The following is a 14,695-nucleotide window of genomic DNA, read 5'->3' as shown; positions in this document are numbered from 1 at the left end:
CTCAACAGCTAGCTTCAGCCGCTTCCCTGACACCGTCTGCGTCGTTTGGGAGTGCAAATATCTACCTTTTTATTTTAAGGGCAAGAGAATATTTGAGATTTAAACCCCCACCGAGATAAGCTGCTGATAGAGACCAAGAAAAGTTTTACAAAATAAAAATGCCTATCTAGCCTAAGCAAAACATTTGGTAAAAGCGGTAAATTCTGTAAGCATGAAATTTACCGAAATAATATGTCGCCTATAGAGAATTGAATTTAATACCTGAAGGTTGGCAGCTCAGGGTAATACTTTTTTCTTGGGTCTTTTGAAGAAAAAACATACCTCACAGAAATCTCATGTGCCCCACCTGATACTCTTTGACCTAACTTTGAAATAGAAAAATCATAGCTATAGCCAAAATCCAAACCCGAATCTAATTCAACTCCTATAAGTCCTACTAAAGACTCACTGTTGGGTAAATTATATTTCGTAGGAAGTCCTCTATACCAAAACCCAAGTATTAATGGCTCGAAATAAAACTCAGCACCAATATCAAGTTGATCAAAAGCTCCCTGTGACTTATAATTAAAAGCTAATGCCAGCGACCTCTCTTGATCTGTATTATTGAAAAAATCATTAATATATCCTGGAGCTAGGTCAAATCTAACTCCACCATGTATTGAATACTTAATCGGAAGTTTGTTTGAGTTAATCTCCAAATAACTAATCTGAGGTTTCAAAAGATGGAAAGCTGAAAAACCTATCCAAAATTTCTCTTCATAATATAATAGCCCTGCATTAAGATCTGCAGCTCGCACCCTACTGTCTCCAGTAAATCCTTGCCCAGGTTCTCCCAGGATTACTCCTTTATCTATATCTAATTGAGTCCCTAAAATCACTTGATCAAAAAGGACATCTCTAGACAACAAACTCCCTTGAGCCCCTACGTGTAAAAATCGATTTTCTCCTAATCTTAGCCTATAGCTGTAGGCTAAGCCAATCTCATCCGTACTACTTTGAGTGAAGGATTCTCTTGCTCCTGAAATTACCACCCCAAATCCAGAGTTATATTTTTTAGAAAAGTGATCTGCATACGCAGTGTATGCAATAAAACTTTGATCTAAGGCGGGCCATTGGTTCCGGAAATTAACCCCCACCCTCGATAGCTCAGTGCTACCAGCCAAAGCAGGATTCAAGTAAAAAGGGTTTGCATAAAATTGCGAATACTGCACATCTTGACTTTGAACCTTCATAACTAGAAGTAGTAGGAATGATATAGTTAGGCAAATTCTATTCACTATCTGATTAATTTGAATTTACCAGACCGAGTCACTTTCTCTCCATCTGTAGCTATTGCATCATATCTATAGACATAGAATCCTGCATCCAATAATTTATCATCCAGTTTCCCATCCCAACCGGGGGTGTTCAAGTCATCGGTTTGAAAAATCAGATCTCCCCAAGTATTAAAAATCATTAACTCTCCTGAAATAAGTCCTTTGAATTTTGGTAGAAAAAATTGGTTTGAGTTGCTTAAGGGAGTAAAGCCTGTAGGAAACATTATCCTATAGCTTCGAATAATTGACACTCTTTGAGTCAAAGACGCTTCACAACCCCACATATTGGTGACAGTTAGCACCACATCAAATTCACCTTTTTTACCATAAACATGGGTAGGGTTTTTCTCAGTGGATACAGACCCGTCCCCGAAATCCCAACTCCAGCTTTCTGCACCATTGGGAGACAAGTCTCTAAATTGAAACACATCGTCTGGAAAGAACCCACCATCTTCTTCTCCTTTTACACCTGTCCCTCTTATTTCAAATGAAAAATTAGCAATGAGTTCCTCTTGAAGTATTACAACTTGTATAGGTTCCGGAGAGGAATAACAATCTAAGTCTGCATGCTTAATCTGCAATTGGTACTCACCAGAGACAGATATTTCCTTCATCTCATCATCCAAAAACGTTTCTCCTCCACCAGAGAGCTTATAATCAAACGTAAAAGGATCATAATTCGAAATACTTTTAGTCACATCCACAGTCTCCCCGGGAACACAACCCACAACTGGTGATTCAAATCCGAAATCCGGAAACTCCGGGAAACTCACCAAAATCGAATTGGAAATGGCTGGACAGTTTTTTCTGTTGTAGGCTTTAACCACATATTCACCAACTGAGCTAGCAGAATATTGCTCGGAGGTTGCTCCGGTAATTAGCTCATCGTCCTTATACCACTCGTATCTCTCATAGATTTCACCTCCCATAGAGGTGAGAGTTACCGATTCTCCGCCACACAACCTTACTTCTTCTACTATCTCTAGATTCCCATTCTCATATATACTTATCGGTTCCGGAGATTCTTGAATTTTCAAAGTCATGGCATTTCCCTCGGAGCTTTTTCCGTAGGTATCTGTAATGGTGTAATAAACAGTTACACTTTGATCTGTGAAGCCTTCATTTGGAAAAAATGTAAAGTCTCCACCATCAGATCCGGCTGTAAAGGTCCCTTCCGGCAATTCCAAAACTCTATTCTCTTCACGACATTTTCCTTGAGCGCAGATATCGTCACTTTCCTCTTCAATATCTTCCAAAGATGCATAAAACTGTAAGCATCTTATCTCACTATTCTCATTAGGTAAAATCACTTCTTCATCAGTGATGTAATAGGTATTTTCCTGTCCTTCACATGAAGCAAAATCAGAGAAATCAACTCCTGATGGATTTTGCAAGCCTTCATCATTGGACACTTCCACTATCAAATTTCTAATTTCATGGATATTTGTTTCACCTCCAGTAGATGCTGCGAACCCTATTTTTAGGTTCTTTGGAGGCTCATATGGAAATGGAATGCCTGGAAAAATTGTAATAGTCCTAGGTTCATTTGCAAGGGTGGTGACTACCATTTCCATTTTCAAGATATACCCTATACCTGTTGGATTAGGCTCTAACTCCAAAAACACTTTTCGGTACCCTGGAACAGCTGGGTCTGTTACTCTTGTAGTACCTTGTCCCCCAGAGCTTAGTGGAAATTGAAATTCCACATCTAACGCTAAACCTAAAGGGCCCGTCGGCGGATCCAAAGTCATTTTCCCACCGATAAATTCATATCCGTTTAATCCAGATCCACCTTTTCTAATGGATATACTGTTTGGATATAACCCATTGGGAGAACCATTGAACCCTCCAATCTTTCCTTCGCTGTTATTACTGAAATTCCCAAAGCTATCAAAGCCAATCCCCAAATATGCACCGGTCATTCCTGGAGTACTGCCCCTCTGTGCGTATCCAAAAGAGCCTCCAAATCCACCAATCCTGAAGTTTTGAACAGCGGCATCAAACAGAAAAACTGTTAATCCATCTGCACCACTTCCACCATACATGAAATATTCAAAGGAGGTCTTTATCCCATATGCTGGAGAAAAAGGTATATCAATATACACGTAGCCATTTTGTTCTCTTTGTGCATCAGTCAAACGGAGAACACCATTCTCCATTCTAGCATTTCCTCCAAAAATGGTTTCTGCTCCTACAGATTCTTGATCAGCAAAAGTCTCACAATACGGAAACCCTACTTGCCCTTTTGCATTAAAAGCGAAAGCAAAAAGAAAAAGTAAAAGAGGAAGGCGTAAAATTCTATTCAAGTTGAATTATTTTGGATGACCAAAATACACTATAAACACATAGAAATAAAAAAGCCCTTGAATTAATATCAAGGGCTCCAACTATTGTTTGCTTTTGATTAGCGAATGATTGTCTGTGTACGATCTGGACCTACAGAAACTAATTTGATTGGCACATTTAATTCTGTCTCCAAGTATTCTACATAATCCTTCAATTCTGTAGGGAAGCTGTCATAAGAATGAATATTCTCTAAAGAGCAGTTCCATCCCTTCATTGTTTTGTAAACCGGTGAAACTTCCTGCTCAGTAATCTCAAAACTCAATTTGTCAATTCTCTCTCCAGATGGAAGTTCATAATGAGTACAGACTTTGATTTGCTCAAATATATTCAAAACGTCACCTTTCATCATGAAAAGCTGAGTAACGCCATTGATCATGATGGAATAACGAAGAGCAGGCAGATCTAACCAGCCACATCTTCTTGGTCGACCTGTAGTACTTCCAAATTCATTCCCTTCCTTTCTCATGTCCTCACCATCCTGATCGAATAATTCAGTAGGGAAAGGTCCGCTACCAACTCGGGTGCAGTATGCTTTGAAAATCCCGAAAACTTCACCGATTTTGGATGGCGCAACTCCTAAACCTGTACAAGCTCCTGCAGCCATAGTGCTGCTACTTGTCACAAATGGATAGCTACCAAAATCCACATCTAGCAGTGAGCCTTGAGCTCCTTCAGCCAGGATTCTCTTTTTGGAATCCAGCGCTTCATTTACTACATATTCGCTATCGATTAGATTTAAGGTTTTGAAAAACTCAACTGCAGCGAAGAATTGCTCTTCCATCGCAGGCAATTCATCCAATGGATGGCTATAGAATGAAAGTGTGGTTTTATGCTTAGCAACAAGTGCCTCATACTTCTCTTTGAAATCAGGGCTAAGAATATCCCCAACACGAAGTGCGGTTCTTCCAATCTTATCCTGATAAGTTGGTCCAATACCTTTTAAAGTAGAACCAATCTTCTTATCTCCTTTGGATTTCTCCGAAGCGGCATCTAGCAATTTATGAGTTGGAATGATGATCGTAGCTTTCTTTGAGATCACTAGATTTTTCATGTAATCAATCGAGAATTTACCTAATCCGTCGATTTCTCTTTTAAGGACAATAGGATCCAGAACGACCCCATTTCCTATTATATTCAGTATCTGTGAGCGAAATATCCCTGAAGGAATCTGATGTAAAACGTGCTTTATTCCGTCAAATTCTAGGGTGTGCCCAGCATTTGGACCACCTTGAAAACGGGCTACAATTTCATACTCAGGCGCTAATACGTCCACTATTTTTCCTTTTCCTTCATCTCCCCACTGGAGACCTAGAAGTACATCCATCTTCATTTGATGTGCGGTCTTATCTGTTACACTTGACTTTTTGAAGCGTGAAATTTGCGATAAGCCCATAGAAAACCAAGAGAAAGATGGTAATTATTTCTCTTCATTCAGATTGACATAATAATAATACATGACATCTTCTTCTGGCTGATCTTTGGCACTAAACATCAAACCATACTTGGTATTTATGAAAGTGGTCGATAAATCCTGATTAATTTCTGACAAATTTAGCTCTCCTACCTTTTTGAAATTTGAATCAAAAACTTCCAAAAAAAGCAACGCATCCTTCTTTCCTTCCCCTTTAACAGCCCTGACATAAACATTGAAATCTTCAATGAAACTAATCGATCCGAATCTAACTTGATTGCGCCAAGCTTCTTGCCATTCCCATAATAACTCTCCAGAATCAACTTCGTCTTTATAGTTTTCGGGTCTTCTTTTTTGAGATGGAAAAAACTTGGATTCGAAAGTATATGTATGGTGTAAACCTGAATTTAAATCATAAATTAAAATATCACTAAAACTAGGATAGCTCACCACTAGTTTATTCCTAAAAACGCTCAGTTGCGGTTCATCGCCCCCTCCTAACGTCAAGCCTTTCCATTTAACATTAAACCTAGTATTATAATAACGAGACGAGTCTAAAGCCACTGGCAGATTAAACATGGAATCTTGATCTACACTATATCCAATTACCTTGATTCGGTTTTCATAATCATAGATAAAATATCCAATATTATCATTTCTATCCAAACCGGTTAATTCCCTAGATCCTCCAGAAATAGCTAAGGCAGGGTATTCCAAATCTCCAAAAACCCCATATTCTTGTAAAAATTTACTTGACACCTCCTCGGTTTGAATCTTCTGTCTGAAAAATTGCTGGCTATTAATGAATACATTAAATTTTGGTGTACTAAAATAGGTAAATACTGTACCTACCCCTGAAGGCCCCTCGGTTTCCATAATATCACCGTCCTGAGACCAAGCCGAATCAGCACAAATAAAAATACTGTCCAATGAATGGGCAATTCTATTATAAATGGTACCCTTGGTTTTAGAGGAATCAAGAAAAACCATATGATATCCGTCAGAAGTAAGGCCTCCATCTCCTATAAAAAACTCTTTGCGGTCAGAAACCTCCAATACATAGCCCTGTTCCGAGATTGGCTTCTCAGAACAGGAAAAACAAATAATTAATAGACAATAAAAGGAACTACATCTTCTTTTTAAATTCATCTATAGATTCAAAAACAGTGAAAATATTATTCAGCTTGGTGATTATCAGCAATTTCTTCACATGTTCAGATGGTGCAGTCAGATAAACTTCTCCATCTTTATTTCTCATTTTTGTAAGCATAGTGATCAACAGTCCAATTCCACTGGAACTGATATAACGCACTTCACTCAGGTCGACCACAAATTTTTTCGCCCCTTCTTCTATTGCATCCGAAACGACTTCAACCAATTGGGGGCCTACTTCGTCACCTATCAAATCACCTTGGATAAAAAGGTAATTTGCAATTTGATCTTTGCTTGTAGTATAAGTCAGTTTCATATAATGATAATTAGTCTTTTTTTGAAAAATCTCGCATTGGAAATGATCATCTCCCTTGACAACTATTAAGTCATGCCTCTGGCTAACTCAATTTTATGTGGTTTCTACTTTTCTGTTTTCACAAATCTCTTTGGTACAATTACCATACAAAATTAGAGAGTGGTGAAGCACTTTAAAATTCAAAATATCCCCAACCGTATTTTGGATATTTTGGATTCTAGGATCGCAAAATTCCAGCACTTTATTACAATCTGTACAAATCAAGTGATCATGCTGCTTGTACCCATAAGACTTTTCAAATTGCGCGAGATTTTGACCAAACTGATGTTTGGTAACCAGGTCACATTCGACCAAAAGATCTAAAGTATTATAAACAGTAGCCCTACTAACTCGGTAATTCTTGTTTTTCATGCTGATGTATAGAGACTCTACATCAAAGTGTCCGGTTCGGGAGTAAATTTCTTCGAGGATAGCATATCGCTCAGGTGTCTTTCGGAGCTTTTTAGTTTCAAGATAAGCTGTAAATATCTTCTTTACCTCTTCGAAGTGGGTTGTATTCAAAGCCATTAGTTGGGTATTTTTTCAAATATAACTTTTGTAAGTAAGAAAAGATTCATTGCATCAATCAAACCTTGAAACCTTTAAGATTCCATCCACTTCTACAAGATTTTCTATTAGCTTGTCAAGATGCTCTGTACTATGAACATAAAGCTTAATTGTTCCTTCAAAAATACCAGCATCAGAATCAACGGTGATTGAACGCATATTCACTTTCAGTTCATTTGAAATCACCTTAGTCACATCATTAATCAATCCTACTCTATCCGTACCTAGAATTCGTAAACCTGCCAAGAAGGCTATTTCTTTCTGACTTGTCCATCTGGCTTTAATCACCCGATTTCCGTGATTGGAAAGTAATTCCAAAGCATTTGGACAAGAGGTTCGGTGGATTTTAATCCCTTCATTTACAGTCACAAAACCAAAAACGTCATCTCCGGGGATAGGATTGCAGCATTTCGCCAAAATGTAATCGACAACGTCCATATCCTCTCCTATCAGCAACTGATCGTGATCTGGTCCCTTAAGACTTTTTATTTCTTTGGTAAATGTAGATTCATCCCTTACTTTTTCCTGTGTAGACTTGTTCTGGAGTTTCTGAGTTGCTTTGAAATCCTTGAAGGATTTAATCGAAGTTGGGTCAATCGCGCCTATTCCCACCCGAAAATAAAATTCATTGGCAGTTTTAAGTTCAAAATATGCCCGTAGCTTTTCCACAGATTCAGAGTTGAATTCCATCTTCATCTGCTTCATTTTTCGCTGAACTATTTCTTTCCCGTCCAGAATTGCAGACTTTTTATCCTCTCGGAGCGCATCTTTAATTTTAGCCTTAGCTCGGGTAGTTACGACATTATTTAGCCAATCTTCAGTAGGCTTCTGCTTATTTGAGGTCAGTATTTCTACCTGATCTCCATTTTTTAACTTATGAGAAATTGGAACAAGTCGTTGATTAACTTTTGCACCAATACACTTAGCCCCTACTTCGGTGTGAATTTCAAAAGCAAAATCCAGCGCTGTGGAACCAAACGGCAACACCTTCAAATCCCCTTTTGGAGTAAATACAAAGACTTCGTCATGGAACAGATTCCCTCTGAAATCATCCATGAATTCTATGGCATTCCCATCATTGGATTCGAGGAGTCCTCGAACTTGGGTAATCCAGTCGTCTAAGCCCGAAGGTCCTTTTGAATTTTCCTTGTCTTTGTATTTCCAATGGGCAGCATAACCACGCTCAGCTATTTCATCCATTCTCTCGGTTCGAATCTGAACTTCCACCCATTGACCTGTTCCGCTCATAACTGTGGTGTGGAGCGATTCATACCCATTCGAACGTGGGGTACTGATCCAGTCCCGAAGTCGATCAGGGTTTGGTCTGTAGAAATCAGTCACAATGGAATACACCTGCCAGCAGTCAGCTTTCTCACTTTCTAAGTCACTATCCAAAATAATACGAATAGCAAATAGGTCATATACCTCCTCAAAAGGAATTCCCTGCTTTTTCATCTTATTATATATGGAGAAAACAGATTTTGGCCTGCCTTTAATCGTGAAGTCCAACCCAGTCCTATTCAACTCCTCCTCTATCGGTAGGATAAAACTTCTGATAAATTTATTTCTATAAGATTTGGATTCATTGATTTTGAAGACAATATCCTTATAAGTAGCGGTGTCTGTATACTTCAAATACAAATCCTCCAATTCAGATTTGATGGAGTAAAGGCCTAGTCGGTGAGCCAACGGGGCGTAGAGGTACATGGTCTCAGATGCAATCTTAAGCTGCTTGTGCCTAGGCATACTGGCCAGCGTCCTCATATTATTGAGTCGATCAGCAAGTTTGATTAGAATCACACGCACATCATCAGAGAGCGTGAGAAGCATTTTTCGGAAATTCTCCGCTTGCTGAGAGCTTCCATATTCAAAAACTCCAGCGATCTTGGTGAGGCCGTCTATGATGGTCATGACCTTGTAACCAAACTCTCGCTCAATGTCCTCAAGCTCCCAATCGGTATCTTCAACAACGTCGTGCAGCAAGGCTGACACGATGGAAGTTGTCCCCAACCCGATTTCTTCCACGCAAACGAGCGCGACCTCAAGAGGATGATAGATATAGGGCTCACCAGATTTCCGACGCATATCTTTATGAGCCTCAAGAGACACATTAAATGCCCTTTTTATAAGTTTTGCATCACCTGGTTTAAGAATGGGCTTTGCCTGTCTCAATAGCCTTCGGTAGCGTTTGAGTATTTCTTTTCTTTCTTCTTCTATGTCCACTTCAATCATACAGGAGGAATTTAACACAAAAATGTGCAGAGACTCATTTTGTATCAAATGTTAAATATTTTTTTTTGAATGCTATTGCATTTTATTTAATAGTACCTACATTTGCATCCACAATTGGATTTGGAATCAATATTCTATTCTAATTTGTACGTATTGCGGATGTGGCGAAATTGGTAGACGCACTAGACTTAGGATCTAGCGCCGCGAGGCATGGGGGTTCGAGTCCCTCTATCCGCACTTAAATACCGAACCCTCAATCACTCAACTGTCTTCAAAAACAGGGATGGGATTGGGGGTTTTTAGTTAATCTTCATTATTAAATTTTGAGCTTTGGAAATCACACAAGACAAGCATTCAGCAAATCAAGCTTTAATTAAAATTAAATTAAACGAAGCAGATTACCAACCTAAGGTTGACGCAAAACTTAAGGACTTTGCCAAAAAATCTAACATCAAAGGATTCAGACCTGGAAAGGCTCCTATGTCTATGGTGAAAGGCATGTACGGTACTTCTGTACTTGTAGAGGAAATCAACAGTATCCTTAGCGAATCACTGAATACTTACTTAAAAGAGCAAACTTTCAAAATTCTAGGTGATCCGCTTCCTCAGGACCAAGGAGCTATCGATTGGAAAACTCAGAAAGATTTCGAATTTGATTACAAGATCGGATTCGTAGAAAATGTTGATCTCACGCTTGATCCAAAAATCAAAGCAACAAAGTATTCCATCAAAGTAGATGATAAGTTAGTCAATGAAACTCTTGACAACCTAAAGTCACAATACGGTAACAGTACCAATCCTGAAGTAAGCGAAGAGGGCGATCATATCTATGGAGACTTGAAAGCTGCTGAAGGTTCTTTTGAAAAAACTGTTTCTTTGGATTTGACTAAAATCACTAAGAAACTTGCTGGCAAATTTGTTGGATTAGGTAAAGAAGCTGTCGTAGAATTCGAAGCAAAAGATGTGAAGAAAGGTCAGTGGGAGGAAGCTTTCGGATTAAGCGAAGAGGAATCAGCTGATCTTGATGGAACTTTTACCTTGACTGTAAAAAACATCAATAGAAAAGAGACTGCAGAAATGAACCAAGAGTTCTTCGACAAGATCTTCGGTCCTGATCAAGTTTCTACAGAAGAAGAATTCATCACTAAGGTACGTGAGACACTTCAGGCAAACTATGACAAGGAATCTAAAGTATTTACTGAAGAGGAATTGAAGAAAGTATTGACAGATGCTGCGAAAGTGGATCTTCCAGAGACTTTCTTAAAAGAATGGTTGATGATTGCTAATGAAGGCAAAGTAACTGCTGAAGATATAGAGAAGGAATTCCCGATCTACGCAAAACAATTAACTTGGTCATTAATCTCTAATGAGATCGCTACAAAGAACGAAGTAAAAGCTGAGCATGAAGAAGTGATCGAGAAAACCAAGCAAATGGTTCGTGAACAATTCGCAGCTTCAGGTCTTGGAGCACAAATGGAAGACAGCATGGATATGTTCGTTGATAATTACCTTAAAGGTGAAGAGGGTCAGAACTATATGAACATGCTTACATCTATTCAGAATGAAAAAGTTCTTGCTTTTGCTTTGGACAAAATCAGTGTGAAAGAAAAGGATATCACGATTGACGAATTCAAGGAACTTTTAGATAAGTAATTCGCTTAAATCATCATAAAAAAGCTCTTATTAAAGGGCTTTTTTTATTTTTGCTTACCACAACATACTCAAAAGATGATTAACAAAGAAGAATTCCGGAAATATGCCATTCATAATCAAGGCGTAAGCGGTACTGCTTTTGACCAGTACACGCAACATATTGAAAACATGACTCGCTCTGTAATCGAAGAGCGACCTCAAAATTTCAGAGAGATTGACGTATTCTCCAGATTGATCATGGACCGTATCATCTTCCTAGGAACTGGTGTAGATGATCACATCGCAAACATTATCGTGGCCCAACTACTTTTCCTAGAATCAGTAGATTCTAAAAAAGATGTGTTACTTTATGTCAACAGCCCAGGAGGATCGGTGACTGCCGGTTTGGGTATTTATGATACGATGCAGTTTATCAGCCCTGATGTAGCGACAATCTGTACAGGAATAGCCGCTTCTATGGGAGCTGTTTTGCTTGCAGGAGGTGCAGCTGGCAAAAGATCAGCACTGAAACATTCCAGAGTGATGATTCATCAGCCTTCTGGAGGAATGCAAGGTAAATCCACTGATATGGAAATATCCTTGAAATTAATTCTTTCTATGCGTGAAGAGTTGTATGGAATTCTTTCCGAGCATACGGGCAAAACCCCAGAACAGATCGAAAAGGATTCGGAAAGGGATTATTGGATGAAAGCGCCTGAAGCAAAAGCTTACGGCCTAATCGATGAAGTATTAGTTAAAAAACCAAAATAATGGCTCAAGTTACCTGCTCCTTTTGCGGTAGAAATAAGAAAGATGTAGATCTCATGGTGTCGGGCATTTCCGCGCACATCTGTAATTTCTGCATTGATCAAGCTCATATGATTCTTGGCGAAGAAGATAAAGCCAAGAAGCCAGGAGATGCAAAACCTAAAATCAAACTCAAAAAACCGAAAGAACTCACAAGCTATCTTGATCAATATGTCATTGGTCAGGAAGATGCAAAGAAAGTTTTGACGGTGGCGGTATACAACCATTACAAGCGCCTTTTTCAAAAGGATGAAAATGATGAAGTAAAAATTGAGAAATCTAACATCATCATGGTGGGTGATACTGGAACAGGCAAAACCTATCTCGCCAAGACCCTAGCTAAAACCTTAGAGGTCCCATTCTGCATAGCGGATGCGACAGTATTGACTGAAGCTGGATATGTAGGAGAAGATGTCGAAAGTATCCTGACTAGGCTACTTCAAGCTGCTGATTATAATGTAGAAGCTGCTGAAAGAGGTATAGTCTATATTGATGAGTTGGATAAAATCGCAAGAAAATCTGATAACCCTTCCATCACGCGTGATGTTAGTGGTGAAGGAGTGCAGCAGGCAATGCTTAAGCTCTTGGAGGGAACTATTGTGAACGTACCTCCACAAGGAGGGCGTAAGCATCCTGACCAAAAAATGATTGCTGTTAATACTGAGAATATCCTATTCATCTGCGGAGGTGCATTTGATGGAATCTCGAGACACATCGGTAAAAGGTTAAACACTCAACCAATGGGCTTCAGCAAAGCAGCAGCAGATGCTGTTGCAGATCGTGAAAACCTGTTACAATACGTAACTGCTCAGGATTTGAAAGCTTTCGGGTTGATCCCAGAGCTCATAGGACGACTTCCTGTTTTGACTCATTTGGATCCACTGCATGCAGACGCATTGAAAAGAATTCTCACCGAGCCAAAGAATGCTTTGGTAAAGCAATACGCAAAGCTTCTTAACTACGAGGGAGTTACCGTGACCTTTGAAGAAAGTGGCGTTGATTTTATTGTGGAAAAGGCGGTTGAATTCAATCTGGGAGCAAGAGGGTTGAGGTCAATTTGCGAAGCTATTATTACGGATGCGATGTATGACATACCATCAGATGATTCGATCAAGGAATTAATCATAGATGCGAAATATGCGCATGAGAAATTTGATAAGTCGAAGTTTAAGCGACTGCAAGTAGCATAAAACATAAACCCAGCTTCACCGAGGCAGGGTTTATTTTTGATTTAAACTATTTAGAATCAGCCTAGCAGTTGTCTCTGAAGCACTTTGTTCTCCAAGTCTTTCTTTGATGAGATCGTACCCTTGAAGCATATGGCCTTTGTAAACTTGATTTCCTAAAATCTGTTTAAGCTCAGTTTTGAGGTTTAGAACAGAAAAATCATCTTGAATAAGTTCCTTTACTACTTCTTTATCGGCGATTAGATTTACTAATGAAATGTATGGTACTCTGATCAAATTTTTCGCGATTGCATAGGAAATGGAACTAGTCCGATAGACCACTATCTGAGGAACTCTAAAAAGAGCGGCCTCCAATGTTGCTGTCCCCGAAGTTACCACCGCGGCAATGGAATGAGATAATAGATCATACGTTTGATCGAAGATCACACGAATACCTGCATCAATACCGCGCTGATAGATAGCTGAGCCAAGATCTCCAACTCCTGCAATCACAAATTGAGCATTTGGAAACTCTTTCACTAACTCAACCATCCGAACAAGCATGGCGTTGATTTCTTGAGCCCGGCTTCCTGGCAATAAAGCAATAATAGGCTGGTAGCTTAGCTCATTCTTCTGAAAGAAAAATTCATGTGGAGAAAACTTAGAAATCTCATCCAAAAGTGGATTCCCCACATAATGGATTTTCAAATCGTACTTTTCAAAAAAAATTGGCTCAAAAGGTAAAATAGAGTAGATGTGGTCCGTGTAGGCTTTTAGCTTAAGAGCTCTTTTCTGATTCCAAGCCCATACTTTGGGCGGAATATAATAATGAACTGGAATATCATTCTTTGTGGCAAACGATGCGATTTTCATATTAAACCCGCCGTAATCCACTAGAATGATCGCATCTGGACTAAATGACAAAATATCATTCTTTACCAGTTTGAGATATTTTAGGACTTTGCGAAACCCTAAGGCAACTTCCAAAAACCCCATCAAAGCCACCTCAGCGTAGTCTACCGCTATATCTACTCCAGCATCTTTGGAATAGCTACCTCCCATCCCACGAATATTCAAATTTGAATTTATCTCGAATAGAGATCTCACCAAATTGGAGGCATGCAGATCACCTGATCGTTCGCCGGAGATGATGTACAGTTTGCGGGATTTCAAATTTTAAATTTTAAATTTCAAACTCTAAAAATCACTCGCCAAGATACTCCACAAAATTCCGTGGAGTCTCGTACAGTGTAAGCTTATGAAGCCCTCCTTGGGATGTGATCTCTGAAACGGCTGGTTCAAGTATTTTCCAGAACTCCATAATCAGATTTTCACAGCTGGCCAGTTTCCCTTGCATAAAATCGACATCTACATTCAGGTTTTTGTGATCCACTTTTTCAATCACCAAGTTTCGGATAATGGTACTTAGCTTCTTTAGGTCCACCACAAATCCTGTTTCTGGATCTGGAAGCCCTTTTACCATCACGATCAACTCAAAATTGTGTCCATGCCAATTGACATTGGCGCAAGGTCCAAATACTTCAACATTTTTCTCATCTGACCACTTCGGATTCCACAGCTTGTGGGCTGCATTGAAGTGTTCTTTTCTACAAACGTAAATCATAGCATTCTGAAATTCGGGGCGAAGTTAGCCAAAAAGTACATATTAATCGAAAGACTAGCCCTTGAACACCAAAAGAAAAGCCCGATT

At 39.2% G+C, this 14,695-nt stretch carries 12 protein-coding genes and 1 tRNA gene; 4 read left to right on the top strand and 9 right to left on the bottom strand.

Features of this window, described 5'->3' with window-relative positions:
• Nucleotides 1-254 precede the first annotated feature (254 nt).
• The 7 genes from LV83_RS11195 to LV83_RS11165 form a co-directional block, all read right to left on the bottom strand.
• A complete protein-coding gene (locus LV83_RS11195; protein WP_317046671.1) occupies nt 255-1,277 on the bottom strand; it encodes a PorP/SprF family type IX secretion system membrane protein in 1,023 nt (340 codons plus the stop codon).
• On the bottom strand, nt 1,277-3,622 hold the full coding sequence (locus LV83_RS11190; RefSeq protein WP_111611609.1) for a PKD domain-containing protein: 2,346 nt from the start codon (nt 3,620-3,622) through the stop codon (nt 1,277-1,279). The genes LV83_RS11195 and LV83_RS11190 overlap by 1 nt, the downstream gene beginning before the upstream one ends.
• Nucleotides 3,623-3,720: 98 nt before the next feature.
• Nucleotides 3,721-4,992, bottom strand: coding sequence for an adenylosuccinate synthase (locus LV83_RS11185; RefSeq protein WP_111611626.1), 1,272 nt, complete (start codon nt 4,990-4,992; stop codon nt 3,721-3,723).
• An 87-nt stretch (nt 4,993-5,079) separates the two neighbouring features.
• A complete protein-coding gene (locus LV83_RS11180; protein WP_245947037.1) occupies nt 5,080-6,063 on the bottom strand; it encodes a DUF4221 family protein in 984 nt (327 codons plus the stop codon).
• A 136-nt stretch (nt 6,064-6,199) separates the two neighbouring features.
• Nucleotides 6,200-6,541 (bottom strand): STAS domain-containing protein, encoded by a 342-nt coding sequence (locus LV83_RS11175; RefSeq protein ID WP_111611607.1) that lies wholly within the window; start codon nt 6,539-6,541, stop codon nt 6,200-6,202.
• A 93-nt stretch (nt 6,542-6,634) separates the two neighbouring features.
• Nucleotides 6,635-7,108: a Fur family transcriptional regulator gene (locus LV83_RS11170; RefSeq protein WP_111611606.1), complete on the bottom strand. Its 474-nt coding sequence runs from the start codon at nt 7,106-7,108 to the stop codon at nt 6,635-6,637.
• Nucleotides 7,109-7,162: 54 nt separating this feature from the next.
• Nucleotides 7,163-9,379, bottom strand: coding sequence for a RelA/SpoT family protein (locus LV83_RS11165; protein ID WP_111611605.1), 2,217 nt, complete (start codon nt 9,377-9,379; stop codon nt 7,163-7,165).
• 155 nt (nt 9,380-9,534) lie between these two features.
• Between LV83_RS11165 and LV83_RS11160 the strand changes: the two genes are divergently transcribed.
• The 4 genes from LV83_RS11160 to clpX all read left to right on the top strand — a co-directional run bounded on the left by LV83_RS11160 (nt 9,535) and on the right by clpX (nt 13,008).
• Nucleotides 9,535-9,616, top strand: a tRNA-Leu gene (locus LV83_RS11160).
• 93 nt (nt 9,617-9,709) lie between these two features.
• Entirely contained in the window at nt 9,710-11,032 is a 1,323-nt protein-coding gene (gene tig, locus LV83_RS11155; RefSeq protein ID WP_111611604.1) for a trigger factor, read from the top strand.
• 75 nt (nt 11,033-11,107) lie between these two features.
• Nucleotides 11,108-11,782 (top strand): ClpP family protease, encoded by a 675-nt coding sequence (locus LV83_RS11150; RefSeq protein WP_091691970.1) that lies wholly within the window; start codon nt 11,108-11,110, stop codon nt 11,780-11,782.
• Nucleotides 11,782-13,008 (top strand): ATP-dependent Clp protease ATP-binding subunit ClpX, encoded by a 1,227-nt coding sequence (gene clpX, locus LV83_RS11145; protein ID WP_111611603.1) that lies wholly within the window; start codon nt 11,782-11,784, stop codon nt 13,006-13,008. The genes LV83_RS11150 and clpX overlap by 1 nt, the downstream gene beginning before the upstream one ends.
• Before the next feature lie 30 nt (nt 13,009-13,038).
• On the opposite strand, the gene lpxB is transcribed toward clpX, so the two are convergent.
• Together lpxB and LV83_RS11135 are read right to left on the bottom strand one after the other, a co-directional pair.
• Nucleotides 13,039-14,157: a lipid-A-disaccharide synthase gene (gene lpxB, locus LV83_RS11140; protein WP_111611602.1), complete on the bottom strand. Its 1,119-nt coding sequence runs from the start codon at nt 14,155-14,157 to the stop codon at nt 13,039-13,041.
• A 31-nt stretch (nt 14,158-14,188) separates the two neighbouring features.
• Nucleotides 14,189-14,608 carry a 6-pyruvoyl trahydropterin synthase family protein gene (locus LV83_RS11135; RefSeq protein WP_111611601.1) on the bottom strand — a complete coding sequence of 140 codons (420 nt, stop codon included), beginning with the start codon at nt 14,606-14,608 and terminating at the stop codon, nt 14,189-14,191.
• Nucleotides 14,609-14,695: the final 87 nt, after the last annotated feature.

The organism is Algoriphagus yeomjeoni, assembly GCF_003259505.1.
Taxonomy (GTDB): domain Bacteria; phylum Bacteroidota; class Bacteroidia; order Cytophagales; family Cyclobacteriaceae; genus Algoriphagus; species Algoriphagus yeomjeoni.
The sequence above is the reverse complement of the archived record's forward strand: the minus strand, read 5'-3'. Positions and strand labels throughout refer to the sequence as shown.